General features: G+C 40.6%; 23 protein-coding genes. 8 read left to right on the top strand and 15 right to left on the bottom strand.

What is annotated here, in order from left to right:
* Position 1: 1 nt before the first annotated feature.
* From ZA06_RS10905 to ZA06_RS10855, 11 genes are all read right to left on the bottom strand, one after another.
* On the bottom strand, positions 2 to 745 hold the full coding sequence (locus ZA06_RS10905) for a class I SAM-dependent methyltransferase (RefSeq protein ID WP_053977498.1): 744 nt from the start codon (positions 743 to 745) through the stop codon (positions 2 to 4).
* Positions 745 to 1557 (bottom strand): sulfotransferase domain-containing protein, encoded by an 813-nt coding sequence (locus ZA06_RS10900; RefSeq protein WP_157503226.1) that lies wholly within the window; start codon positions 1555 to 1557, stop codon positions 745 to 747. The genes ZA06_RS10905 and ZA06_RS10900 overlap by 1 nt, the downstream gene beginning before the upstream one ends.
* On the bottom strand, positions 1550 to 2755 hold the full coding sequence (locus ZA06_RS10895) for an ABC transporter ATP-binding protein (RefSeq protein ID WP_053977496.1): 1206 nt from the start codon (positions 2753 to 2755) through the stop codon (positions 1550 to 1552). Before ZA06_RS10895 ends, ZA06_RS10900 begins: the two co-directional genes overlap by 8 nt.
* Before the next feature lie 165 nt (positions 2756 to 2920).
* Positions 2921 to 3271: a four helix bundle protein gene (locus ZA06_RS10890; protein WP_053977495.1), complete on the bottom strand. Its 351-nt coding sequence runs from the start codon at positions 3269 to 3271 to the stop codon at positions 2921 to 2923.
* A gap of 119 nt (positions 3272 to 3390) precedes the next feature.
* A complete protein-coding gene (locus ZA06_RS10885) occupies positions 3391 to 4230 on the bottom strand; it encodes an ABC transporter permease (protein ID WP_168155219.1) in 840 nt (279 codons plus the stop codon).
* Positions 4231 to 4671: 441 nt separating this feature from the next.
* Complete coding sequence (locus tag ZA06_RS10880) at positions 4672 to 5637, bottom strand: SDR family oxidoreductase (RefSeq protein WP_053977493.1); 966 nt, start codon at positions 5635 to 5637, stop codon at positions 4672 to 4674.
* Positions 5638 to 5724: 87 nt separating this feature from the next.
* Entirely contained in the window at positions 5725 to 6489 is a 765-nt protein-coding gene (locus ZA06_RS10875) for a glycosyltransferase family 2 protein (protein ID WP_082332007.1), read from the bottom strand.
* A gap of 346 nt (positions 6490 to 6835) precedes the next feature.
* Complete coding sequence (locus tag ZA06_RS10870; protein ID WP_053977491.1) at positions 6836 to 8128, bottom strand: nucleotide sugar dehydrogenase; 1293 nt, start codon at positions 8126 to 8128, stop codon at positions 6836 to 6838.
* Entirely contained in the window at positions 8125 to 8718 is a 594-nt protein-coding gene (locus ZA06_RS10865) for a sugar transferase (RefSeq protein WP_240472242.1), read from the bottom strand. The genes ZA06_RS10870 and ZA06_RS10865 overlap by 4 nt, the downstream gene beginning before the upstream one ends.
* The gene (locus ZA06_RS10860; protein WP_053977489.1) at positions 8719 to 11196 is read right to left on the bottom strand and encodes a polysaccharide biosynthesis tyrosine autokinase; all 2478 of its coding nucleotides are present in this window, start codon (positions 11194 to 11196) and stop codon (positions 8719 to 8721) included.
* 3 nt (positions 11197 to 11199) lie between these two features.
* A complete protein-coding gene (locus tag ZA06_RS10855) occupies positions 11200 to 11994 on the bottom strand; it encodes a polysaccharide biosynthesis/export family protein (RefSeq protein WP_053977488.1) in 795 nt (264 codons plus the stop codon).
* Between the two features lie 102 nt (positions 11995 to 12096).
* On the opposite strand from ZA06_RS10855, the gene ZA06_RS10850 reads away from it, so the two are divergent.
* The 7 genes from ZA06_RS10850 (at position 12097) to ZA06_RS10820 (ending at position 21324) form a co-directional block, all read left to right on the top strand.
* Positions 12097 to 13968, top strand: a complete 1872-nt coding sequence (locus ZA06_RS10850; protein WP_053977487.1) for an ABC-F family ATP-binding cassette domain-containing protein — start codon at positions 12097 to 12099, stop codon at positions 13966 to 13968.
* A complete protein-coding gene (locus ZA06_RS10845) occupies positions 13934 to 14791 on the top strand; it encodes an O-methyltransferase (protein ID WP_316931777.1) in 858 nt (285 codons plus the stop codon). The genes ZA06_RS10850 and ZA06_RS10845 overlap by 35 nt, the downstream gene beginning before the upstream one ends.
* An 84-nt stretch (positions 14792 to 14875) precedes the next feature.
* The gene (locus ZA06_RS10840) at positions 14876 to 15562 is read left to right on the top strand and encodes an ABC transporter ATP-binding protein (protein ID WP_053977485.1); all 687 of its coding nucleotides are present in this window, start codon (positions 14876 to 14878) and stop codon (positions 15560 to 15562) included.
* Positions 15563 to 15638: 76 nt separating this feature from the next.
* A complete protein-coding gene (locus ZA06_RS10835) occupies positions 15639 to 16214 on the top strand; it encodes a cob(I)yrinic acid a,c-diamide adenosyltransferase (RefSeq protein ID WP_053977484.1) in 576 nt (191 codons plus the stop codon).
* 171 nt (positions 16215 to 16385) lie between these two features.
* Positions 16386 to 16607, top strand: a complete 222-nt coding sequence (locus ZA06_RS10830; RefSeq protein WP_010177336.1) for a DUF2795 domain-containing protein — start codon at positions 16386 to 16388, stop codon at positions 16605 to 16607.
* A 176-nt stretch (positions 16608 to 16783) separates the two neighbouring features.
* A complete protein-coding gene (gene secA / locus ZA06_RS10825) occupies positions 16784 to 20137 on the top strand; it encodes a preprotein translocase subunit SecA (protein ID WP_053977483.1) in 3354 nt (1117 codons plus the stop codon).
* A gap of 164 nt (positions 20138 to 20301) precedes the next feature.
* On the top strand, positions 20302 to 21324 hold the full coding sequence (locus ZA06_RS10820; RefSeq protein WP_053977482.1) for an SMP-30/gluconolactonase/LRE family protein: 1023 nt from the start codon (positions 20302 to 20304) through the stop codon (positions 21322 to 21324).
* Here the strand turns inward: ZA06_RS10820 and ZA06_RS10815 are convergent.
* From ZA06_RS10815 to ZA06_RS10800, 4 genes are all read right to left on the bottom strand, one after another.
* The gene (locus tag ZA06_RS10815) at positions 21302 to 21991 is read right to left on the bottom strand and encodes a peptidoglycan DD-metalloendopeptidase family protein (protein WP_053977481.1); all 690 of its coding nucleotides are present in this window, start codon (positions 21989 to 21991) and stop codon (positions 21302 to 21304) included. The genes ZA06_RS10820 and ZA06_RS10815 overlap by 23 nt on opposite strands.
* A 63-nt stretch (positions 21992 to 22054) precedes the next feature.
* A complete protein-coding gene (locus ZA06_RS10810; protein ID WP_205625709.1) occupies positions 22055 to 23680 on the bottom strand; it encodes a hypothetical protein in 1626 nt (541 codons plus the stop codon).
* Between the two features lie 3 nt (positions 23681 to 23683).
* Entirely contained in the window at positions 23684 to 24256 is a 573-nt protein-coding gene (locus ZA06_RS10805; protein ID WP_053977479.1) for a hypothetical protein, read from the bottom strand.
* Positions 24240 to 24791 carry an RNA polymerase sigma factor gene (locus ZA06_RS10800; protein WP_053977478.1) on the bottom strand — a complete coding sequence of 184 codons (552 nt, stop codon included), beginning with the start codon at positions 24789 to 24791 and terminating at the stop codon, positions 24240 to 24242. Before ZA06_RS10800 ends, ZA06_RS10805 begins: the two co-directional genes overlap by 17 nt.
* 291 nt (positions 24792 to 25082) lie before the next feature.
* Between ZA06_RS10800 and ZA06_RS10795 the strand changes: the two genes are divergently transcribed.
* Positions 25083 to 25658, top strand: a complete 576-nt coding sequence (locus ZA06_RS10795) for a DUF2911 domain-containing protein (protein WP_053977477.1) — start codon at positions 25083 to 25085, stop codon at positions 25656 to 25658.
* Positions 25659 to 25688 lie beyond the last annotated feature (30 nt).

Below are 25688 nucleotides of genomic sequence, written 5' to 3'. Positions count from 1 at the left end.
TTCACCTCCAATTCCACTGTTTAATATCACCGTTAAAAGGCTCCCCAAAACCATTGGGAAAGAAAGCTTTCATTTTCATTATATCACCACTATCATAACTTAATTCTGGATACTCTTTTATACATTGTTTTCTTAAAACCACACTAATATTATAGCCATAAGCCTTAATTGCAACCTCCTTACAATTAAATCCTGCCAATACCAATTGATACAGTAACAATCCTGCATTCCAAAGGCTTACATGCCCTCCAACAATTTCATGTTTTAAGGGAGGTACTGTTATAGCCAACACGCCCCCTTCTTTCAAGTCTTTATGTAATTTCTTTAAGAATAAATTGGGATTTGGCTGATGTTCCAATACATGCGATGCCCAAATAGCATCAAACGGCTCATCAAATTCATAGGTGTAATAATCTCCTAATATATTTATTTGGTTTTCAGACCGCTTGTTATAATATACAGACGTGCCAAAATCTATAGAGGTAACCTGCTTTCCTACCTCCCTAAGTACATCACTATGCTTTCCTTCACCACTTCCAACATCCAGAACCGAATCAAATTCATAATTACTTACCAAATACTCAAGAGTTTCAGCTGCAAAAGGCACACTGTTGAATGGTGTATTGGCAGCTCCCTTCAAAACATCATAAGTGGTTCTAGTATCCAATCTCTTTGAAGATAAAGATTGAATTGGTACTAATTGATAGCCAAAATGAGCTAAAATTTTCTTTATTCCTTTTTTCATTAATAATTTACTTCTCCTTGATGTAATTCATAGCCATATCCCTTATGCACATTTAAAGTATTTTCCTTAATAAAATTAAACTCTTCCTCTGTCACATTCAGTTTGTACTTATGCAAAGAAGAAGCATCTATTGGCTTGGACAAATCATTTTGTCCATGTCCCTCAAGACCATTTTTGTAAAATTTATGTGAATTTAAAAGAGAGTCATCCATTTGAATCCCGATATAACTACAAACTTTTCGCAAAGTATCCTCTGTATTAACTATTAAATCTTCATATTTTACAATGGGAATATCAGTATTTAACAATTCCCCCATTCTTAAGTTATAAAAATCTACAAACTGCTCTATAGGAGACTTTGCAATCAATTCTTCTATAATTTCAGGTTGAATGCCATTTAACCATCGTTTAAACCTTTCTACATTTCCAAACCAAAAATTAGTTGCCTCATCATAACCTTCTGCCTTTTTATCATAAGCTTTTAAACTCGAATAAATAGACACGGGATTTCTAGAAAGAATAAAACCGTCAAACGGGTATTGGTGTTTCCAAACCCCCTGCTTTATAAGAATAATTTGATTTCTTTTTAAATGATATGGCTGCATCAACTTATGCCGTCTAGAAATCTGTTTAGGCTCAAAGTTTTTAATAAACTCAAAAGCCTTTACGCTATGCAAGTCATCTTCTTTATCAAGATTATGAATTACCCTAACATCTGGATGTACAGCAAGAATCTTCAGCATTAAGGTTTCTCCGCTACGTGCCATACTGGCCATATGATAAATTTTATTCTTTTTTATTAATTCAATCATTACTATACCACCTCCCATTTAGAACTACAGGACTAACACCTGTAAAATCATTTATAAACTTAATTGGGTTTAAGTTTTGCAACCACAAATGTTTTTCTCCAGTTTTTAAATCATCAATTGTTAGTGCAAATTTGTAAATACCTGTATTTAGAAATAAATCGTTCACTTCAAACACAAATTCATTCAATCCCTGCTCTAGATTAATACTTTGTTTGTCAAATTTTGAACTTCCTTGACAAATGGGTGTCAACTCTCTACTTGCAATCAACAAATTAAGCTCAACACCAGTAATCTTTCGGTCAGATTGTATGCCTATATAAACTTTAAAACTTTTTTGCATCCCTCTAAATTCACTTCCATCTGTCTTAAAATAGCTTAAACTACACACCTTGGCATAAATTATAGTTGCATCACTGCTTACAGTATTATCCTCATAATACGCTTCTATCACAGTACCGTTATCCCCTTGGGCCTTTAGCTGGCCCTTATGCATAAGCAGGGCACTTGTACATATTTTAGACACCTGTGGCATAGAGTGGGTTACCAAAATAACACAGCAATTTTGCATCAACTCCGAAATACGCTCATAACACTTGGCTCGAAAACTTACATCGCCTACCGCCAACACCTCATCTATAATCAAAACATCGGGCTCCATTTGGGCGGCTACGGCAAAGCCCAAACGCACCTTCATCCCACTGCTGTAATGTTGTACGGGCATATCTATAAACTCCTCCAGCTCGGCAAAGGCAATAATGGCTTCCAACTTGTCAGCAATTTCCTGCCGGCTAAAGCCTAAAATAGCCCCATTGTTATAAATATTTTCACGGCCTGTCAAGATAGGGTTAAACCCAGCGCCCAATTCAATCAATGCTCCCACACGGCCAGTAATGTCTATTTGTCCTCCATCAGGGTAGATCAATCCATTTAGCATTTTTAAAAGCGTACTCTTTCCTGCACCATTATGCCCAATCAAGCCCAAACACTCCCCGCGGCGCAACTCAAAACTCACATCCTTCACAGCCCAAAACTCTTTAGGTCGCAAACTGCTTTCATACCCGCGCCCCAACATCCCATTGGCCAGATCCTTCACCCCATACCACAAACTGGTCTTCAGGTCCTTGCAAAACTTCTTGCTAAGCCCCTCAACCCTTACCAGCACTTCGTTGCTATCTTTTATGTCTGTTTGCTTTGTCATTTTAATTTTATATAACTAGTGTATCGGGAGTCGTGAATTGTGAATCGTAAAAATCCACTCCTATTACACTATTCACTTTTATACTACTCATCATTCCCCATTCTCGTTTTCGTCATCCTGAGCTTGTCGAAGGACACTTTTCAATACTCACTACATACCACTACACTACTTACTCCTCACATAATTCCGATACCCCAACAACAATTTCTTAACGTCTTCCATAAGCATTTCCAAATCCTTATGGGCTGCTTCTACCAATTCCAAACGAACAGCAATTAAATATTGTGTTTCTAATTCAGCTACAGATCCAATGGCTATATTTAAAAATTGGAGCAATTCCTTATCACTTTCTCTGGCACTACCCTGAGCAATATTGGAAGGTACTGAAATAGCCGCGCGTCTCATTTGGAAAATCAGACCAAATTTTTCATGCTCAGGTAAATATTGAGTCCAATTATAAACCACCTCAACTAAGTCCATTCCCTTTTTCCAAACATCCAAATCCTTATGATCCATAACTATACAATTTTATACAATTCACCACTCACTATGCCCCCATTCCATCATCCTGAGCTCAACCTGCCCTGAGCATCGCCGAAGGGTCGAAGGACACTACTCACTATTACACTACTCCCCTACGCACTCAATCGTTCCACCACAATAGGAATAGAGAACCGGTATAACACCAACCCAAAAAACAAGAGTGGAATACAGGCTAAAAGCACCAGGCCATAATACCCTAAAAACTCAGGAAATACGCCCGTTAAAACATCTCGGGGTACAGTTACCAAAGGCGTCACCGGGTTATAACTCATAATAGTATGCATAAGTCCACTTTTTGGAACAGCATAAACCACCGGACTGGCATACATCAAAAACTGCATCCCAAATGAAATCAGTTTATTAATATCTTTATAGAGCAAGCCTATTGGGGTCAACAATAGGCCCAAAGTGGTCCCCACAAAAACGGCCCCTAACATTCCCAAAGGAAATAGCAACATACTCCAATGCCACCCCATCCCATAAAAAAGGATAAAGACCACCAACAGGATAACTTTCACAAAACTATTGAAGAGTAATTTAAAAATACCAGAAACCAACAAGGCCTCTTTAGGAAAGTTGATTTTGGTCAAAATAGACTTCGCAGAATTGGTACTGCTTATCGGAGAGTTAATGGCCTCGATAATAATAGACCAAATCAAAGTGCCAGAAAACACATAAACAGGATAAGGAATTCCGGTATCCGACAAAGCTACGGTACCGGTCTGTCTCAAAACAATCCACACCAAAGCCGTCATTAAAGGCGTAATAAAGGCCCATAAAATCCCTAAAAAAGATTGCCGGTATTGCGCTTTAATATCACGGACTGCCAATTGGGTAGCCAAAAACCGTGACTGAAAAAGGTCTCGCAAACTCGCTTGCAAGAGACGCCCCAATTGTAATTGATTGTCTTTTCGATACGTACGGGTTTCCAATAAAAAGAATATGTTCTGGTTAGCTCTAGGCGAAGATAACAAATAGTGCGTAAAACCATAACACTTTCAGCAGACTATATCAAACAACCCAATATTTACAAAACCCCTCCATTCGACACACACCAATCATCTAACCTCTCACTACTACAAAGTGAATCGTGAAAAAGTAAAAAATCCACTCACCACTAAACCACAGAATTTTTGTCAGCCCAAGAAAGTCTGTCCAGTGCAAAGCCAAAGGATTGAAGGACACCACTCACTATTCACTATTTACTACTAAACACTCCAACCGTCTCTTCGAGTGATGTTATGCAACGTAGTGAAATAACATTGTATCGAGAAGCCTCTCACTACTCTCTACTCACTCTTTGCTCCTTACTCTTGGTTCCCCAACGCCTCCACACTCCACGCTTCGTACTTCATGCTTCACGCTACTCAATACTATCCATTAAACGATTCCCAAGTCAACCGCAACCCCTCCGCAACACTCACTTCCGGACGGTACCCCAACAAATGTTCCGCCTTCGAAATATCCGCCAAACTGTCCCGAACATCCCCTTGCCGCGGAGGCCCATAGTTGGGCTCCAACTCCGAACCAGCCGCCTCCTGTAAAGCTGCCCACAACTGATTCACACTAATACGTTCCCCACAGGCCACATTAAACACTTCGTTGGCCGCTTCAGGCCTTGCAAAAAAGGCCTTCACATTTGCCTGCACCGCATTGCCCACATAGGTAAAATCACGGGTCTGCCCTCCATCCCCATTAATGGTAGCTGGCATGTCGCCCTTCAAAGCTTGTATAAACAACGGAATCACGGCAGCATAGGCCCCATTAGGACTCTGCTTCGGTCCAAACACGTTAAAATACCGCAGTCCAATCACATCGGTACCATAGGTTTTACCAAACACTTCGGCATACAGCTCATTCACATATTTGGTCACCGCATAAGGCGATAAAGGCTTCCCAATAACTTCTTCCACTTTGGGCAGACTTTGACTATCCCCATAGGTAGAACTGGAGGCTGCATACACCATACGCTTCACACTAGGACTTTCCTTAAGAGCCACCAACATATTCAAAAACCCCGACACATTCACCTCGTTACTGGTAATAGGATCGTGGATAGACCGTGGCACCGACCCCAAAGCCGCCTGATGGCTCACATAGTCCATCCCTTCCATAGCCGCCTTACAGATCGACAAACTCCTAATATCTCCTTCCATCAATTCAAAGGCAGGATGCCCAAAAAACTCCTCAAGATTCTCACGGTACCCATTCGAAAAATCATCCAGCACCCGCACCTGCTTAGCTCCCTGTGCCAACAAATGTCCTACCAAATTAGAACCAATAAACCCAGCCCCTCCTGTAACCAAATAACTGTAATTTGCAATATCTTCTGTCCCCATATCCTTAAAAATTGTCAAGTAAATGTAATCCTTTTACAACAGACCTTAATATTAAAAATCTACTATCCAATAACTGAAGTAATGATATTACTTTGAGATATACGAATTCTCTGGTTTTGTTTTATAAAACTTCCCTTTCAATTGTTCCTTAAATTTCACATATTCGGCATAACAATACAACCAAGGAAAATACTTTTTCAAAACCATCGACCGCTCTTTTGCTATCAATTGGGGCATACTATTACTAACACCTTCCATATTAAACTTCGAAATTACTTTAGGGATATGGCGATAGGAATATTTGGCCTTAGCAATTCCTAGCATAAAAAACTTCCAATCAGAAACCACCTTTAAAGATTCGTCATACAAAACGTTTTCAAAACATTCCTTTTTAATTAAGGTAGCAGGGTGCGGTAAGGAATCGTATAAAAAATATCGGGCATTTAAAGTGCCCGAGTAAATCTTAACCCATTCTCTTTGCCCATCCACAAAAGCTAGATCTCCATAAATAAACCCCTTGCTAGGATCACACTGGCAGGCTTCCGCTAAATAGCCTAAAGCCTCATTGGAATAAAATACATCACCACTATTTAAAAACAATAAAAAGTCCCCATTAGCAGCTTTAACACCTTTATTCATGGCATTATAAATACCCCGGTCAGACTCACTAATCCAATAAGAAATATGCTCAGTTTCCCCTTCAATCAAGGCTTTGCTCCCATCATTAGAGCCGCCATCAATGATAATGTACTCATAATCTTGAAATGTCTGCACTTTGACACTCTCAATAGTCTTCTTAAGACCTACTTTATTATTTAAATTTATGGTGATTATGGATATTAACTTACTCAATGGATGTTTGTGTCAATTGTAAAACTTCTTTATTTATATCACATAGCGCCAATAATCAGCACTAAAACCAGCTTTGCTATCATATCATCAAAATAAAAATATTTAAGATTTTCAAATGAAGCGCTCGATATCCAATAAGTCCAAATTTGTATGCAACATACCAGATAATTTCCTACTAAGCAGCATGCCTTTTAAATTAACCTTGTATTTAGAAAAAGGATCGAAAATAAATCAAGGCTTTCTATGCAACTAATACAATTTGAATAATTTCAATACTACCAAAATTTCCTTAACCGAATCAGGGCTAATATAACAAACTTATCACAAATAATGTCTCCAACCTCTATCACAACCTCGCATCTACCATCCCTTTAGGCAACAAAGACTTCACATCAAATAACACACAGTCCTCCGATTTCAACACCTGAATATCCAGCTCCAAAAACTCCTTATGGGACACGGCCAACACAATCCCCTCATATTGCGCTTGCAATTGATCGGCACAACAGATTAAGTCCAAGCCGTATTCCTCATGTACTTCTTCGGCAGAAGCCCACGGGTCAAACACACCCACTTCCACCCCATAGGTCTCAAACTCCCTGATAATATCAATCACGCGTGAATTGCGTATATCCGGACAATTTTCCTTAAAGGTAATCCCCAATACCAAGACCTTGGCCCCTTTAATACGGGCTCCATTTTTGATCATCATCTTAACGGTCTCTTGGGCAACATACTGCCCCATACTATCGTTCATCTTCCGTCCCGCCAAAATAATCTCAGGATTATAACCGGTCTCAATAGCTTTTTGGGCCAAATAGTAAGGATCTACCCCGATACAATGCCCACCCACCAAACCAGGGGTAAAATTGATAAAGTTCCACTTGGTACCCGCAGCCTCCAAAACTGCTTGTGTATCAATATCCAATAAACGAAAGATTTTAGAAAGCTCATTCACAAAGGCGATATTAATGTCCCGCTGGGAGTTCTCAATCACCTTGGCCGCTTCGGCCACCTTAATCGAGGGCGCCTTATGGGTTCCTGCAGTAATAATAGAGCGGTACAAACGGTCAACCACCTCCGCCACTTCAGGAGTCGATCCAGAAGTTACTTTTAAAATCTTGGTCACCGTATGGGTTTTGTCACCCGGATTGATACGTTCAGGTGAATACCCTGCATAAAAATCGGTATTGAACACAAGTCCGGAGTGCGTTTCCAAAATAGGTACACAAATATCCTCGGTCACCCCGGGATAAACAGTCGACTCATAAATAACGATATCATCCTTCTTCAACACCTTTCCTACCGTTTCACTAGCCTTCACCAAAGGATTAAATACCGGCTTGTTCAAAGCATCTGTAGGGGTTGGCACCGTCACAATATAGATATTGGCATCAGACATATCAGCAGGATCACTACTTACAAACAACCCCATACCGTTTTCAGTAGATCCAACAATAACATTTTGCAAGTCTTTGGATTCCACTTCCAAAGTGGTATCAACACCTTCCAACAACTGCTGAACACGTTTGGTATTAATATCAAAGCCTACGACAGGAAACTGCTTGGCAAATTCAACGGCTAAAGGAAGGCCAACATAGCCCAATCCGATGATGGCAATTTTAGGGTGCGTGCTCATAGGTTGATTTGAAATGATTGAAAAATGTATGTCAAATCTACAAAAAAGTGCCAATTATGTACATACTTTTTGTTGATTTTTACCTTATCCGGCCATATAACAGAGACGTTATAAGCTTCAGGGTCAATCTGTTGACTCAACAACACATCTTCATTGGCATACTTAAGGGTAGCTGGCCCCGTAATCCCTGGCTTCACCTCCAAAACCACCCGGTCCTCACCTTCCAGAAGATCGGCAAAGCCTTCTACATCAGGCCTTGGACCTACAAAACTCATATGCCCGAAGAGCACATTGAACAATTGTGGCCATTCATCCAATTTATGCCGGCGCAACCAACGCCCAAAAGGACTAGCATACTGTTCCAAGTGTCCCAACACATGATTACCCCCCCTTAAACTTCGTATTTTATAAATAGGAAACAAACTTCCATATTGCCCCACACGTTGCTGAGAAAACACGCCCCATTGTCGGGTATCCCAACTCGCCAACAAGACTAATAAAATTATAGGCAAAATAAAAACAGGGAGCAACAGCGCACTCAACATAAGGTCAAAGCTTCTCTTCAAAATCTTCTGGGACGTTGACAGCACCTAAATGCGTTTTATAAAGTTCTGTACTTTTTTAAGTGTTCTATTCTTATTGGGATCCTCATGATAAGCATCTCCATAAACACCATAACCATAGCCATAACCATAACCATAACCATAACCATAGTTGTGGTTGGTTTTATGTTTGTAGAAGTTAAGCACAAAACTAATATTCTTAAGTTCTCCCGCGCGGTGTTTGGCATTCACCAAAGCTAACATTCCCTTTTTGGTATAGTCCAACCTCACCATAAAAATGGTAGTGTCGGCGTATTGAGTCAACTCCAAGGCATCTGTCACCAAACCTAAAGGAGGCGTATCCAAGATAATGATGTCGTAAGTCTCTCTTAAGGTATTCATCATCTTCGGCATAGCATCTCCCATCAGCAATTCTGAGGGGTTGGGCGGCACTGGTCCAGAAGGAATCACATCCAAATTTTCGATTTGCGAATGGAATACCACCTCTCCTAAACTCCGATCCCCTATTAAATAATTCACAACCCCATTATCATTGGTAATATTAAAATCCCCAAAAATCTTGGGCTTGCGAAGATCCAAACCTAGAAGAATGGTTTTCTTCCCCGAAAGAGCATATACTGTAGCAATATTAATGGAAGTAAAAGTTTTCCCTTCTCCACTAACCGAAGAAGTAATCATAATACTCTTACCTTGATCTTTAGCTCCTCTTTGTTTCAGTAAAAATTGAAGACTGGAACGAATGGAACGAAAAGACTCCGAAACAGCCGCCTTGGGTTTTTCATATACTACCAAATTGTTCTTGTAGTTGTATTTACCAATCAAACCCAAAATAGGAATATTGGACAACAGCTCCACTTCGTCCGATCCATGAATGGTATGATCCATCAAAAAGATAACAAAAATCAACATCAAAGGAACAAAGCCCCCCATCATCAAAGCCATCATATAATTAAGGCTTTTATTGGGGCCTATAGGCCCATTACCAATATCCTTTGCAGCATCAATGGGAGTGATATCCGAGACATTCGCTGCTTTAACAATAGCTGCTTCACTACGTTTAGCCAAATACACATCATAAGCCTGTTGGCTTAAATTCAATTTCCTTTGAATTTTAAGATAATCCTGTTCATCCTCTGGTAAATTGCTCAACTCAGCTTCCAAACGCAATATCTTAGAGGTAATATTACTCAAATTAGCTTCAATCGTCCTCCTAGTAGCCGTAATGGTTTCCAACAATACATTCTTTTCTGCATCAATCTTTCTATCAAGGTCTTTAAAAAGGATATTCCCCTCCTTAACGGTATATTCTAAATTCTGTCGTTCTATCGCCAAACTCGTAATGGTCTTAACACTACTTATAATATTCCCTTCTTCAATACCTACAGAGGTTGGGGCTGCAATTTTGGTATAATCAGTTTTAGTGCGCAAATAAGCCTCAAGGAACTCTAAATAATTAAGTTTAGCCTGTTCCCTATCCTTTTCCAAATCCAACCCCTTAAGCTTTTCGGATGTCAAAGACATTTCTTCACTAATATCAAACACCTTATTTTCTTTTCGGAAACGGTTCATTTCATCGGTCACCTCCTTTAAACTGGCATTTACGGCAGCCAAACTACTATCTATAAACCTAATGGTATTAGTGGCATATTGGTTCTTGCGCGCCAATTCGGTCGCACTTAAAATTGCGGTAGTTGTATTTAAATAATCTACTATTTTGGCCTTATTGGTACCAGACAATGATAATTCCAACACAGAAGAGGATGAAGAAATAGGTTTAATTTTTATAGCATTCTCATATTTGTGGACTACACTGTCAAAATTTAAAAAGCGTATAAAAAAGGTCTTCCCCCCAATTAAACGCTTTCCTTCTCGAAGCCTAATGGTACCATTAAAAAATGGTAACCTTATGGGTTGCCCCAATCGAAATACTTGTTTAAAATTTCCCAGAGGCACCTTCGTACTTAAAATTGTTTTATTATCATACCGCTGTACACTCCTAGTCGCACTTTCAAAATCGGCAAACAATTCGAACTCCATTTCATTAATAAAATGGATTCCTATAGTTTGCCCCAACATCTGACCTTTAGTCTTATCTAAGTCAACAACAAATGGAGCTGCGGTATAAATATCTTGCAAACGATATTTCCCTTCTACCAAATAATCCATATAGTATTTTAAGGAATCTACCACCAGCTCATTATGGCTCCGTGTCTTAACCGTAGTCAAAATCTTTCCTACCTTACCTGACACCCCTCCCCAATTAAAGGAAATACTAGTGTTAGCCGTGAAAAAAGGGTTTTGCTCACTCTCCACAGAAACTAGAGAAGACAGCATGTAGACATTTTGCTTTCTAACGTTAATCCAATAGGCTATTAACATTGCAATCCCTATGGAAACCAAAACCAATTTCCACAGATTAAGCACCTTAAATAAAAACCCTTTAAAATCAAAGGTAATACCTCTTTGGTCAGAATTGTCTATATCATTAAATTCTTCTCTGGACATTGGTTATAGGCGATTAATTAACAATAAGGTGGTGGTCAATAACGAGACAACAGCAACTACAGAAGTCAGCACCTCACGTCCAGAGGTCCCTGTTCCCCAGGCCTTCTGCTTTAAAGGCTTCACATAAATCATATCATTGGGCTGTATATAATAATAGGGCGATTGCATCACATTCTTATCGGTCAGGTCAATCTCATGGATCTCCTGCCCCTGCGGGTACTGTCTGATAATCTGTACATGCTGTCGATCTCCAATCACTGGAATATCCCCAGAGTTGGCGATGGCCTCAAAAATATTCACCCGCTCCTGGAACAGAACTTTTGACCCAGTACTTCCCAACTCCCCTAAGGTGGTATATCGCAAACCGGAAAGCTTGACCGTAATAAAAATATTGGCGGTTTCCTTAAACTGTTCTTCCAATAATTGTTGCTCCAAAAGCTCCTGGATTTCCTCGGTAGTACGTCCCAATACATTCACTTCGCCTAAAACAGGAATACGGATATTCCCGTGCACATCTACAGTAAACCCATCATAATAGGCACGCTCACTGGAAGAGGCATTCAAATCGGCGGCATCGGCAATGGGATTGAAAATGCTCACATTGTCCTGGTCCAACACCTTGATACGGATACTCAAAATATCATTGATCTGTACGCGGTAAGGTTTTTGGGTCTCCACCATCAGCTGTAATGAATCGGTAGCCGTGGATTTGTCCTGAAGGTACAACATGTCCTTATGGGGCACACAGGAAGTCATGACACCCAAAATAAGGATGGCAACAAGGAGTGTATATTTCATGTAAAGCAACGTTCTTAACAGACAAATATAGACCATCAACAGGAATATCAAAACTATTGGTTCTTTTTTTGGTTTATTTCCGTTATTTGCAAAAAAAATACCGTGAACTACCTAAACGTCGAAGCAATATCGAAATCATATGGAGAAGTAGAGCTCTTTTCCAACCTCTCCTTTAGCATCCATAAAGACCAAAAAATTGCCTTTGTGGCCAAAAACGGAAGTGGAAAAACCTCTATATTAAACATCCTTTCTGGTGATGACGCTCCAGATGCGGGACAGGTAGTGATGCGCAAAGGCCTACGAACGGCCTTTTTATCCCAAACGCCCGAGTTTGATGAAAGCGCCACCATCAACAGTACCATTTTTAATGCCGATTTACCCATCCTAAAAATAGTCGACCAATACGAAAAGGCCCTGTTACACCCTGAGGATACCGAAGCCTATCAAGTGGCCTTCGAAGCCATGGAGCGTCACAATGCCTGGGAATTTGAATTGCAGATCAAGCAAATCCTGTCACAGTTAAAACTGGAAGACCTCGAGCAAAAAATCAGCACCCTCTCCGGAGGGCAAAAAAAGCGTTTGGCTTTGGCTCAGGTTCTGATCAGCCACCCTGATTTACTTATTTTGGACGAGCCTACCAACCACTTGGATCTGGAAATGATTGAATGGCTGGAACAGTATTTTGCCAAAGCACAGTTCACCATCTTCATGGTAACGCATGATCGTTACTTCTTGGAGCGCGTCTGCAACGAAATTATAGAACTGGACCACGGACAACTCTTCACCTATAAAGGGAACTATTCCTATTATTTGGAACAGAAGGAAAACCGTATCGCCACAGAAGCCATCGAAACAGGCAAAGCCAAACAACTATATAAAAAGGAATTGGAATGGATGCGCCGCCAACCCAAGGCCCGCACCACCAAATCCAAGTCGCGTATCGACGATTTCCACGATATCAAGGCCCGTGCCCACCAACGCCGCAAGGACCATGTCATGCAATTGGAATTGAACATGGAACGTTTGGGCAGCAAAATTGTAGAGCTCCACAAAATTTCCAAAGCGTACAAGGACAAGGTTATACTCGATCAATTTGAATACGTTTTCAAAAAAGGGGAACGCATCGGGATCATAGGAAAAAATGGAACTGGTAAATCCACTTTCCTCAACATGCTCACCCAAACCATCAAACCAGACGCGGGAAAAGTGGTAGTGGGTGATACCGTAAAATTTGGGTATTACACCCAAGGCGGGATTACTATCAAACCAGAACAAAAAGTTATTGAAGTCATTAGGGAATTTGGCGACTATATTCCGTTGAAAAAAGGCCGTCAAATAAGTGCCCAACAATTATTGGAACGCTTCCTCTTCGACCGCAAAAAGCAGTACGACTACGTGGAAAAACTAAGTGGAGGGGAACAAAAACGCCTATACCTCTGTACTGTTTTGATCCAGAACCCTAACTTTTTAATTCTGGATGAGCCAACCAACGATTTGGACATCGTAACCCTAAACGTCTTGGAGGAATTCCTGTTGGATTTCCCGGGCTGTCTTTTGGTAGTGTCCCACGACCGTTACTTTATGGACAAGATTGTAGATCACTTATTTGTATTTAAAGGCGAAGGTGAAGTTCAGGATTTCCCCGGCAACTATACAGATTACCGCATCTATGAACAATCCACGCCTCCTGCCGAAAGCCCTAAGGAGAACACTTCCAAAACTACAGAGGCGTCCAAACAAAACGAAGCCAAAAAACTAAGCTATAACGAACAAAAGGAACTCAAGAACTTAGAGAGCAAGATCCGTTCCTTGGAATTGGACAAAAAAGCATTGGAAGCAAAGTTTCTGGATGAAAGTCTTTCCACGGAAGCCATCAACAAACTATCCCAAGAACTTCAAACCCTAATGGAGAACATTGCCGAAAAAGAAGCCCGCTGGTTTGAACTTTCAGAAAAACTGGAAGGAGAAGCTTAACAAAAACCCAACCTTTTTCATCGTTCGTTTAGAATCCTATTTTTGCCACAACATGTACCAACTCCTACAATATTTCAAATTCCTTTGGCGCTCCACCAACCAACATGGCGTCCACTCCCCTTTTGTATACCAGTTGGTCACCCTGTGTTTTTACGACCGAAAAAAGTATGAGAGCTACCCGCTTTTAAAGCAATACCGAAAAGCCCTCTATCGTAACCATTCCCCAATCTCAATAACCGATTTAGGCGCAGGCAGTAGAATTTTTAAAAACAATACTCGGAAAGTGTCCAAAATTGCCAAAACCTCTGGTATCACTTCAAAACGTGCCAAACTTTTAAACAGACTCGTTGGCCATTTAGAAGCAACACATATTTTGGAATTAGGCACTTCCCTCGGTATGGGCACCACTGCTATGGCAATTGGACATCAAGAATCGCAAATCACTACCATTGAAGGCTGTCCCAATACTACCGCTGTAGCCCAAAAACAGTTCCAACAATTTCAATTGAATAACATCAACTCTATTATTGCCGACTTCACTCCTGCAATACAGCAATTGGACAACCAAACCTACGACCTTATTTACATGGATGGCAACCACCAAAAAACAGCCACCCTATATTACTTTTCAGAGCTTTTGGATACGGTCCATAACGACACCATAATCATCTTGGACGACATTCACTGGTCTAAAGACATGACCGAAGCCTGGGAAGAAATTAAAGCCCACCCAAAGGTCACCGTCACCATCGATACCTTTTATTGGGGCATGGTATTTTTTAGAACCGAACAAAGGAAAGAACATTTCTCCATTAGGGTGTAACAACTTCGCTTTGGCAACGTCCTATTGAAAGAATTCTGCTATCTTGCAGAAGCAATCCAAACCCACTTAGCTTTTATCTTTTTTATGGACAATGTCATTCAAATTCGCAGCATTACTAGGGATTTTCAATTAGGACAAGAAACCGTTCACGTATTAAAGGGCATCGACCTGGATATAGAACGCGGCGACTATATTGCCATTATGGGTCCGTCAGGTTCAGGAAAATCCACCCTAATGAATTTACTGGGATGTTTAGACACCCCTACTAGCGGCTCTTATATTTTGAACAGTAAGGATGTAAGCCAAATGACTGATGACGAACTGGCCGATATTCGTAATAAGGAAATCGGGTTTGTATTTCAAACCTTTAACCTGTTACCCCGAACCACCGCTTTGGACAATGTGGCGCTACCTATGGTGTATGCCGGTGCCTCCAAAAAAGAACGCGACGTACGTGCCGAAGAAGTCCTAACCGATGTAGGATTGGCCGACCGCATGGATCACCGCCCCAACCAACTATCAGGAGGGCAACGCCAACGTGTGGCCGTTGGAAGAGCTTTGGTTAATAAGCCTTCCATTATTCTAGCCGATGAGCCTACAGGAAACCTGGATTCCAAAACTTCCGTGGAAATCATGGCCCTTTTTGATGACATCCACCAACGAGGCAATACGGTGATTTTAGTAACCCACGAAGAGGACATTGCCGCCCACGCCCACCGTATCATCCGTTTACGGGACGGGATGATTGAAAGTGACACCAGACTTAAATAAAAACCCTACCAAAGGACACTGTACAAACCATCTAAAATACAGTACCTTTGACCTTAGTAATATAGATTTTAAACCCATGAAAATATACACCAAAACTGGAGACAAAGGGAGTACAGCCTTATTTGGCGGCACCCGCGTTCCCAAACACCATATACGCATTGAAAGCTACGGCACCGTAGATGAACTCAATTCCCATATCGGACTTTTAAGGGACCAAGACATGGCTGCGGAATTCAAAGCCTTATTGGTAGATATCCAAAACCATTTGTTTACCGTAGGTGCCATTTTGGCCACCGACCCAGAAAAATGGACCTTAAAAAACGGCAAAGAACGTCTCAACATCCCAAAAATATCTGAAGCTGACATTCAAATTTTGGAAACAGCCATAGACCAAATGAACGACAGTTTACCACCTATGACACACTTTGTCCTGCCCGGAGGCCATCAAACCGTGTCATTCTGTCACATTGCACGCTGTGTATGCCGTAGAGCTGAGCGTTTAGCCTCTGCTTTAAACGAGATCAGCCCCTTTCAACCAGAAACTTTAATGTATTTAAACCGTCTCTCAGACTATCTGTTTGTATTGGCACGAAAGTTGTCCTACGACTTGCAAGCCGAAGAAATTAAATGGATTCCTAAAAAAGAATCTTAATAAATTTTGGAAGTGCAACTTTTTTGTAGTATCCTAGACAGAAAGTTAGGAATTTCACAAAAAAAGGACGCTCTTTTTATTAATGATTAGTTAACATTGAAATAATTCATTTTTTTCTTGACTTTTTCAACTAAAAATTTATTTTTGCAGAAAATTCTAAATCTATAAGAAATGTATTGGACCTTAGAACTCGCATCTTATTTAAGTGATGCTCCGTGGCCAGCCACTAAAGACGAATTAATAGATTATGCTATCCGTACAGGAGCGCCATTGGAAGTAGTTGAAAACCTACAGGCCATTGAGGATGAAGGTGATTCGTACGATTCTATTGAGGAGATCTGGTCAGACTATCCAACAGACGAAGATTACCTCTGGAACGAGGACGAATACTAAATAAATCAGAAAGAATAGTTAAAAAGTCTCAACATAGAGACTTTTTTTATACGCTATACTTTAATAAACATTGCACAAACCTTATCTTTGGAAGCCTTTAAACGCTTGCAAAGGCAACAACATATTTAATAACATATACGTTGGCATCCCACCAACGACAAGCTAAACAACACACCATGAGTTTTTTAAATTCAGTATTAAAAGTATTTGTTGGCGACAAATCCAAACAGGATGTCAAAGCAATTACACCCATAGTCAATAAAATAAAGTCCTTTGAAAGCGCCCTAGAACAACTGTCACATGATGAATTGCGTGCCAAGACAGCTGCTTTCAAAGCGCAAATTGCAGAAGCGAGACAGCCATTGAACGATAAAATGGAAGCCTTATTAAAAGAGGCTGAAGCCACTGAAGACATTGACAAAAGAGAAGATATATATGTAGAAATCGACGGTATCAAAGACGAAATCTACAAGGTTACCGAAACCGTTTTAACCGACATCCTTCCTGAAGCCTTCGCTGTAGTTAAGGAAACTGCAAAACGTTTTAAGGACAATACAACCATTTCAGTAACGGCCAACGCTTTCGATCGTGAACTATCAGGTTCCAAAGAATATGTGGTGCTTGAAGACGATAAAGCAGTTTGGGCCAACTCATGGGATGCCGCAGGAAAAGCCATTACTTGGGACATGGTACACTATGATGTACAGCTGATAGGTGGTATCACCATGCACCAAGGAAAAATTGCTGAAATGCAAACAGGGGAAGGGAAAACCTTGGTGGCTACCCTACCAGTATACCTTAACGCCCTTGCAGGGAAAGGGGTGCACTTGGTAACCGTAAACGACTATTTGGCAAAACGTGATAGCGCGTGGATGGCGCCGTTGTTTGAGTTCCACGGAATGAGCGTGGATTGTATCGACTACCACCAACCTAACTCTGCTGCTCGTAAAAAAGCCTACAATGCCGATATTACTTATGGTACCAACAACGAATTTGGTTTTGACTACCTACGTGATAACATGGCCCATTCGCCAGACGATTTGGTACAGCGCCCACACCACTACGCTATCGTGGATGAGGTGGACTCGGTATTGATTGACGATGCCCGTACCCCATTGATCATTTCTGGACCAATCCCACAAGGAGACCGTCATGAATTCACAGAATTAAAGCCTAAAGTTGATTCTATCGTTGCTACCCAACGTCAATTTTTGACGGGAGTGTTGGCCGAAGCTAAAAAATTGATTACTTCCGGTGACACGAAAGAAGGAGGATTCCAATTATTACGTGTATACCGTGGGATGCCAAAGAACAAGGCACTTATTAAGTTTTTGAGTGAAGAAGGAATCAAAATGTTGCTTCAGAAAACTGAAAACTTCTACATGCAAGACAACAACCGCGAAATGCCGAAAATTGATGCGGAACTGTACTATGTAATTGATGAAAAAAACAATCAGGTAGAACTTACCGATAAAGGAGTAGAATATCTTTCAGGAAATGATGATCCTAATTTCTTCGTCATGCCGGAAATTGGTGTGGAAATTGCCAAAATCGAAGCCCAAAACCTTTCTAAAGAAGATGAAGCTGATGCAAAAGAAGAACTGTTTAGGGATTTTGGTGTAAAGTCAGAGCGTATCCATACGCTTAGCCAATTGTTGAAAGCTTACGCCCTATTCGAGAAAGATATTCAATATGTGGTCATGGACAACAAGGTAATGATTGTAGATGAGCAAACGGGACGTATCATGGAAGGGCGTCGTTACAGCGACGGATTGCACCAAGCTATCGAGGCCAAGGAAAATGTAAAAATTGAGGACGCTACCCAAACCTTTGCTACCATTACGCTTCAAAACTATTTCAGAATGTACCGCAAACTTTCAGGAATGACAGGTACAGCAGTAACCGAAGCTGGGGAGTTCTGGGAAATCTACGAATTGGATGTTGTGGAAATTCCGACCAACAGACCAATTGCGCGTGATGATCGCGAAGATTTAGTCTATAAAACCAAGCGTGAAAAATACAATGCTGTAATCGACGAAGTAACCAAACTATCACAAGCAGGGCGTCCTGTATTGATTGGTACAACCTCGGTGGAAATCAGTGAACTTTTAGGAAAAATGTTGAGCATTCGCAAGATTCCTCACAATGTATTGAACGCGAAACTTCATAAAAAAGAGGCCGACATTGTTGCTGAAGCAGGACAACCAGGTCAGGTAACCATCGCTACCAACATGGCTGGTCGTGGTACCGATATTAAATTAACCGAAGCCGTGAAAGCTGCGGGTGGTTTGGCCATTATTGGTACCGAGCGTCACGATTCTCGTCGTGTGGACCGTCAGTTGCGTGGTCGTTCTGGACGTCAGGGAGATCCAGGTAGCTCACAGTTCTACGTATCGCTTGAAGACAACCTAATGCGTTTGTTCGGTAGTGAGCGTATAGCTAAAATGATGGACCGAATGGGATTGGAAGAAGGAGAAGTAATTCAACACTCCATGATTTCCAAATCCATTGAACGTGCACAGAAAAAAGTAGAAGAAAACAACTTTGGAATTCGTAAACGTTTATTGGAATACGATGATGTCATGAACGCCCAAAGGGAAGTCATCTATAAGCGTCGTCACCACGCCCTATTTGGAGAACGTTTACGTGTGGATTTGGCCAACATGATTTATGATACAGCTGAAACCATTGCTGAATCCAACAAAGGAGCCAACGATTTTAAAAACTTCGAGTTTGAATTGATTCGTTATTTCTCAATGAGCTCTCCGATTACTGAGGCTGAATTCGGAAAACAATCGGTACAGGAAATCGCTGGTAAAGTTTACAAAGCAGCATTTGAGCACTATCGTGAAAAAATGAACCGCAACGCAGAATTGGCCTTCCCAGTAATTCAAAATGTATTTGAAAATCAAGGGGACAAATTTAAGCGTATCGTAGTGCCATTTACCGATGGTGTAAAAACACTTCAAGTAGTAACGGACCTTCAAAAGGCTTACGAAACCAATGGTAAGCAACTTATCAATGACTTTGAAAAGAACATTACCTTGGCCATTGTGGACGACTCTTGGAAGACTCACTTACGCAAAATGGACGAGTTGAAACAGTCTGTACAGTTGGCAGTTCACGAACAAAAAGATCCGTTATTGATCTATAAATTCGAAGCATTTGAATTGTTCAAGCGCATGTTGGATTCAGTGAACAAGGATGTAATTTCGTTCCTTTTCAAAGGGGAATTACCTACAGAAACCCAAAGCACCATTCAAGAAGCTCGTGCCAAACGTGCAGAAAAACTGGAAACGACTAAAGAAGAAATTCCTAATATGGATGAGCGAGCTGCTCAAAGTCGTGCTGCCGGGAATACCCAAAGCCAGCCCGAAGCTGTAGAAACCGTTGTGAGGGACAAACCAAAAATTGGCCGTAACGACAAGGTTACCATCAAAAATGTCATGAGCGGTGAAAACAAAACCATGAAATTCAAACAAGCTGAGCCTTTATTGGCCAAGGGTGATTGGGTAATTATTGAAGAATAAACCACAATTACTAACCTATATTCTTAAAGCTCCTGATAAAACATCAGGAGCTTTTTTTATAGTGTTTATAGGGCTTTCGGACTATAAAAATCGCTTTTTCAATTATTTATATTGATTTTAAATCCGATTTTATTACTTTTATTCTCCATCAAAGAACTTAACCTATGCTATCGGTTTCTAAAGTCAAGACCAAAATTTACTCTTGCGCCCTGTTGACGCTGCTTCTTTCTGCATGGAGCTGTAACATTAAACAGCATAAAAAGCCAACGGATATGGCTCTAAAAACACAAGCCACCCTTGAATATAAAATTAAAGCCCAATTGGGAGAAGGTGCCTTTTGGAACCACGAAAGCCAAGAATTATACTGGGTAGATATTGACGGCAAGGCTCTGCACATTTACAATCCAAAATCAAAAGCCGATAAATCTATTGAAACGCCAACTAAAATAGGTACAGTAGTGCCCGTAGATGCCAATAGAGCTGTGGTAGCCCTGGAGGACGGTATTTATATTTTACAAATAGACACCAAAACTTTCACCCTATTGTCGGATGTTGAGGCAAATATCCCAAGCAATCGCTTTAACGATGGAAAATGTGATCCTTCAGGTCGCCTTTGGGTAGGTTCCATGGGCTTGGAACAACGCCCTCATGATGCTAAACTCTACATGATAGACCAAAAAGGCAATGCCCAACTGAAGAAAGATAGCGTAACCATTTCAAATGGTATTGTTTGGACTAAAGACAAACACACCATGTACTATATAGACACGCCTACAGCAGAAATCAAGGCCTATGACTACGATGATACAACTGCTGAAATTTCAAACGAACGCGTGGTTGTTAAAGTTCCAGATTCCTTAGGTTTTCCTGATGGCATGACCATTGATGAAGAAGACAAGCTATGGGTTGGAATGTGGAATGGTAATGCAGTGATTCGCTTCGATCCTTTAAGTGGCGAGGTGCTTTCTAAAATACAGGTACCTGCCCATAACGTGACCTCTTGCGCCTTTGGAGGCGAGAATTTGGAAACCCTTTTTATCACAACTTCCAGTCAAGACATGACTACAGATGAATATGGCACTTATCCTTTGGCAGGTTCTATCTTTATGGCGGTGCCCGGTGTAAAAGGAGTAAAAAGTCCGTTTTTTAAAGCCGAACAAAACATTATAACTGCAGTAGAAAATTAGGATCCGGACAATTATTTCGATAGAAGTCTACTTCCAATTTATGGCATACCCCTGGATAGTCCCCTACCTTTCCCTGCAAATCCCTAATAATCTGAAAATGCAAATGTGGAGGATAATCGCCATTAACGGCTGCAGCCCCCAATGATGCAAACACCTCTCCTTTTTCTATAGGCTTCCCAACTGATACGGATTTCAAAGACTCCAAACTTAGATGACCGTATAGAGTATAGAAAATTGCCTCTCCAACCTTATGTTCCAAAATAATTGTAGGGCCATAATCTCCAAAATTAGTATTGTTTTGAAAGCTATGTACACGTCCAGCTAAAGGCGAGCAAACCCCTGTTCCTTCTTTTGCCCAAAAATCCATCCCCAGATGAATGGAACGTTCCAAATCACCATCCTTAGGTTTAAAATGTGTGCTCCTCTGGTAAATATTGCGTTCTTCCAAATAGCCTCCAAAAGCCACTTTAGCATTATGAATTTCTAAATGGGAATTGACAAATGCTTCCAATTTTGAGCTATTGGAAACATCAACGGATTGAAGTAATGCATTGTTTTTGGAAAGGTCCAATAACACATAGCTTTCCCTAGAAATATTCGTATCCAAAACCATCGATTTTGAATTGCCTAAACCTGTAAGTAACTGGGAAAACTCCGTAGCTGTCATTGTCTCAATGTTTCTTCAAAAATAGCATTCTCTATTAAGATAATCTCCAAATGACTTCAGATATTATCGCATAGTAACATGGCTAAATTTGGCATTGATCACAATACTTTTATTGCTACTTAACAAATTATTGGTAAAGGAAGACATATTTTGTGAAGGGGCCTTTTGGGGATGACTAAATCTTGAGCGATTGCCATTGTACTGCAGGTTATGTTCTGTTTTGGGCAGATTAATAATAGCATCGCTATTTTCTAGAACGACATTAAGGTTTTGAAAGGAATCGTCTATTTTATCGATGGTCAAGTCGCCAAAACTTCCGTTGATTACCGCATTTCCCTTTAAGGCTTCAATGCTAATATTAGAGGAATTGGAACTAAGCACCAATCTATCGGCCGACTTGATGTGAGCCTCCTCCACATAATTTAATTTGAGTTCTCCCATATCCCAAACATCCACCCAAATTGGCGAATAGGCCACATTGATGGAAGTATGCTTTCCATCAATGTGATTGGCCAATAAAGTGGCATAAGACAATTCACCCTTAAGATTTTTTATGGTTGAAGAGAGTTTCAATTCTCCATGTCGCACATTCATTTTCAGCTTGGCATCTTTGGGCATTTTTATCTTAATCACCCTTTTCACCTTGCTTTGTTTGGCTTCCATGGAGCGCTCCAGTTCTTCACGACGTTGTTCATGAAACTGTTGGCGCTCTTCAAAACGTTTCATTCGTTCTTCCTCCCTGCGTTGTTGGGCCTCGATACGCTGTTCCAACTGTTTTTCCATTTCAGCCTGACGACGTTCCTGTTGTGCTTGACGTCTTTCTAATTCTCGAGTGTGCATTTCTAACTCCTTTTCGTGACGCTTCTCCCATTCACGCATCTTTTCTTCATAGGCTTTGCCCCATTCTTCATCAAACTGTTTACTCCAGTTTTCCATTTTCATTTGGTATTCTTCACCAAACTGTTTTCCAAAGGCTTCTCCCCAAACTTTCATTTGCTCTTCATAAGCCTTGAAATCTACCTTACTCATTTCCTTGGCCCAAGCTTTCATTTTATCCTTGTAAGCTTTACCGTATTTTTTTTCATACTCCCTACTCCATTCTTCCAAATATTTCTCTCCCTCCTTTTTATAGACTTCTGTATCAAAATGTACATTATGGATCCCTTCGGGAAGTTCTGGCAACTCTGGAAGCGCGGGCATTTCTGGCATAGCCATATCTGGAAGTTCAGGCATAGGGGGCATCTCAGGTAATTCTGGAAGCTCGGGAAGTGCTGGCAACTGCGCCAACTCAAACTCTAGATCCCGGATGGCATCGAATTCAAAATTATAGTCGAAATCGAAATCGCCTACATAAACCCCATTCCAACTGGTTCCTGGTTCTTTGGAATGAATCGTGATCAAATTTCCAGAACCATCAACAGTCAACTTCCAAGCCTTCATGGCGGCTTCCAATTCTGCGGCGGAGAGTTTATCACTTTCAACATAAGCTTCAATTTCTACCACATCGCGGTTCCAAGTATCTACTTCAATCTGAACATGACTGGTATTTAAATCGATGGTGACATCATCGGCCACTTTTATGGACTGCGATACTTTATTAAGTTTCTGCTGTGCCGATACGCTGAACGTTACGACGAGTAACAATAGCCCTAACAGGCGTTTATAGGTATGTGTCATTGTTGTTTTCATTTGTTATACATTGTCCTGACCAAACTCGGAATCGTTTAGGTCTTTTAATTGTTCTTTTAATCGATACAATAGGTTAAGGCGCAATTTCAGATTATCTATCAAGGCGCTTACGGTCAACTCATTGGGACCTGACTGGGTCAATTCCACCGACAGACGCTGGTATTCCTTATTCAATTCCTCAAGGCGTACCACATAGCTGTCAAACAGCTCCTTATTATCGTCATTCAACTCCACTTTGGACAGTTCCAAGTTAATGTTGGCCAGATAATAATCTTCCACCTTTTTTAAATCTGGGGAAATATCTCCCAAAGATTTCAGGTTTGAAGCCATCTCTTTTGTTTTATCGGGAGTTACGGTTTCTTTCCCCTCGTAAAAGGTGTAAGCTCCAATTGCCAACCCAAGCATAACCACAATACTCGCCGCCATACTAATTATCCTAAACATTGGACGGGAGTGCTTTTGTTGTGGTAGTTCGGCTTCCAATTTCTCCAAAAAACGGGCTTCGTGCCCTTTAGGCATTACTTGATTGGACACCTTGGATTCCTCCTTAAACAGATTTCTAATATCTTGTGCCATTGTTCCTTTGTATTAATAGTTCTTTTAATTTAGTCTTCCCTCTTGAGAGTTGGGTTCTGGAGGCCACTTCGGTAATGTTGAGGATTTCTGAAATCTCCTGATGGTCATAACCTTCCATCAAATACAACATCACCACATATTTATACCTTTCCGGTAATTCTTGAATAGCCGCCTTAACATCTTCCAAGCCAAGGGAATCTTCTACCAACCAATTGTCATCTTCTGGACCATCGACTACCTTGAGGTGCACCTCTTCCAATTGCAACAAATGTTCCTTTTTGGATTTTAAAAGATCGATGCTTTTGTTGATGACAATACGTTTTAACCAAGCTCCAAAAGTAACTTCTGCCTTATATTGGTGCAGTTTAGTAAAGGCTTTGATAAAAGACTCCTGTACGATATCTTCAGCTTCCATGGAGTCCTTCACAAAACGCATGGCCACCACAAACATGCCGTCGCAATATTGCTTGTACAACTGCAATTGTGCCGCACGGTTGTTGTGCTTGCATTTCTCAATAAGGTCAATTTGAAACATTCGCTTCGAAACTTTTTGGTTACTCGGTTAAGTTCTTCTTAAAGACGTCTAAAAAAATAAAGTGTGACAAATGGTGTTATTTTTTTCTGCCTACAAGGTCATTTTTATGTATTTGAAATACAAAGTAGCATTTAAACACGCTTTACAACTTTCTATCTGTTATAAAATTACGGGAATTCCTTTAAAATTGAATTCCATTTGTCATGGCATACTAAAGCCTGTATAATTAACGTTCTGCTGTTTTGAAAGCTTTTCAATATCCTTATATTTACACTTCAAATTAGATGGCGAATGAATAGATTTTTTAAATGGGTATTATGGGTACTGTTGGTGGTTGCAATTGGTCTTTTTTTATACTCTTTTTTTGTTGAAAACATCTTCTCGAAACGTTTAAGTCCGAAGGACACTATAGAGTTTACCCTGAACGATCTGGACCTAAAAGTACAATACAACCGTCCTTACAAAAAAGGAAGGGAAATTTTTGGGGGCTTGGTGCCTTATGACCAAGTATGGCGTACTGGGGCAAACGAAGCTACAACTTTTGAAACTAACAAACCGCTTTACATTCAAGGAATTGCCATTCCTAAAGGTATTTATACCCTTTGGACCATTCCAAGCGATAGTTCTTGGAACGTGATTTTGAATACCAAACTTTATCCCTGGGGTGTGGATGAACAAATGAAACCTATGCGTGAGCCGCAATACGATATTTTGGAAATAGAAGTTCCAGTAGAATCCTTGAACAATACTGTGGAACAGTTCACCATTGGATTTGATAATACTACTGGCAATTTAGACTTGACTATGGCTTGGGACCAAACCAAAGTTGCGGTACCTATTTCTGTTAAGAAGGATACGTTACCTTAAGATTTATAGATCTAAATTGAAACTCCATTT

The organism is Mangrovimonas xylaniphaga, assembly GCF_001280435.1.
Classification (GTDB): domain Bacteria; phylum Bacteroidota; class Bacteroidia; order Flavobacteriales; family Flavobacteriaceae; genus Mangrovimonas_A; species Mangrovimonas_A xylaniphaga.
Note: the sequence above shows the minus strand (reverse complement) of the source record. Positions and strands in the feature narration are given on the sequence as shown.

Coding starts and splice junctions, on each gene's coding strand:
- ZA06_RS10840 (WP_053977485.1), top strand. CDS start 14,876: ATGGACAATGTCATTCAAATTCGCAGCATTACTAGGGATTTTCAATTA.
- ZA06_RS10900 (WP_157503226.1), bottom strand. CDS start 1,557: ATGATTGAATTAATAAAAAAGAATAAAATTTATCATATGGCCAGTATG.
- ZA06_RS10870 (WP_053977491.1), bottom strand. CDS start 8,128: ATGAGCACGCACCCTAAAATTGCCATCATCGGATTGGGCTATGTTGGC.
- ZA06_RS10905 (WP_053977498.1), bottom strand. CDS start 745: ATGAAAAAAGGAATAAAGAAAATTTTAGCTCATTTTGGCTATCAATTA.
- ZA06_RS10890 (WP_053977495.1), bottom strand. CDS start 3,271: ATGGATCATAAGGATTTGGATGTTTGGAAAAAGGGAATGGACTTAGTT.
- ZA06_RS10820 (WP_053977482.1), top strand. CDS start 20,302: ATGCTATCGGTTTCTAAAGTCAAGACCAAAATTTACTCTTGCGCCCTG.
- ZA06_RS10805 (WP_053977479.1), bottom strand. CDS start 24,256: ATGGCACAAGATATTAGAAATCTGTTTAAGGAGGAATCCAAGGTGTCC.
- ZA06_RS10800 (WP_053977478.1), bottom strand. CDS start 24,791: ATGTTTCAAATTGACCTTATTGAGAAATGCAAGCACAACAACCGTGCG.
- ZA06_RS10835 (WP_053977484.1), top strand. CDS start 15,639: ATGAAAATATACACCAAAACTGGAGACAAAGGGAGTACAGCCTTATTT.
- ZA06_RS10895 (WP_053977496.1), bottom strand. CDS start 2,755: ATGACAAAGCAAACAGACATAAAAGATAGCAACGAAGTGCTGGTAAGG.
- ZA06_RS10860 (WP_053977489.1), bottom strand. CDS start 11,196: ATGTCCAGAGAAGAATTTAATGATATAGACAATTCTGACCAAAGAGGT.
- ZA06_RS10815 (WP_053977481.1), bottom strand. CDS start 21,991: ATGACAGCTACGGAGTTTTCCCAGTTACTTACAGGTTTAGGCAATTCA.
- ZA06_RS10830 (WP_010177336.1), top strand. CDS start 16,386: ATGTATTGGACCTTAGAACTCGCATCTTATTTAAGTGATGCTCCGTGG.
- ZA06_RS10795 (WP_053977477.1), top strand. CDS start 25,083: ATGAATAGATTTTTTAAATGGGTATTATGGGTACTGTTGGTGGTTGCA.
- ZA06_RS10855 (WP_053977488.1), bottom strand. CDS start 11,994: ATGAAATATACACTCCTTGTTGCCATCCTTATTTTGGGTGTCATGACT.
- ZA06_RS10810 (WP_205625709.1), bottom strand. CDS start 23,680: ATGAAAACAACAATGACACATACCTATAAACGCCTGTTAGGGCTATTG.
- ZA06_RS10880 (WP_053977493.1), bottom strand. CDS start 5,637: ATGGGGACAGAAGATATTGCAAATTACAGTTATTTGGTTACAGGAGGG.
- secA (WP_053977483.1), top strand. CDS start 16,784: ATGAGTTTTTTAAATTCAGTATTAAAAGTATTTGTTGGCGACAAATCC.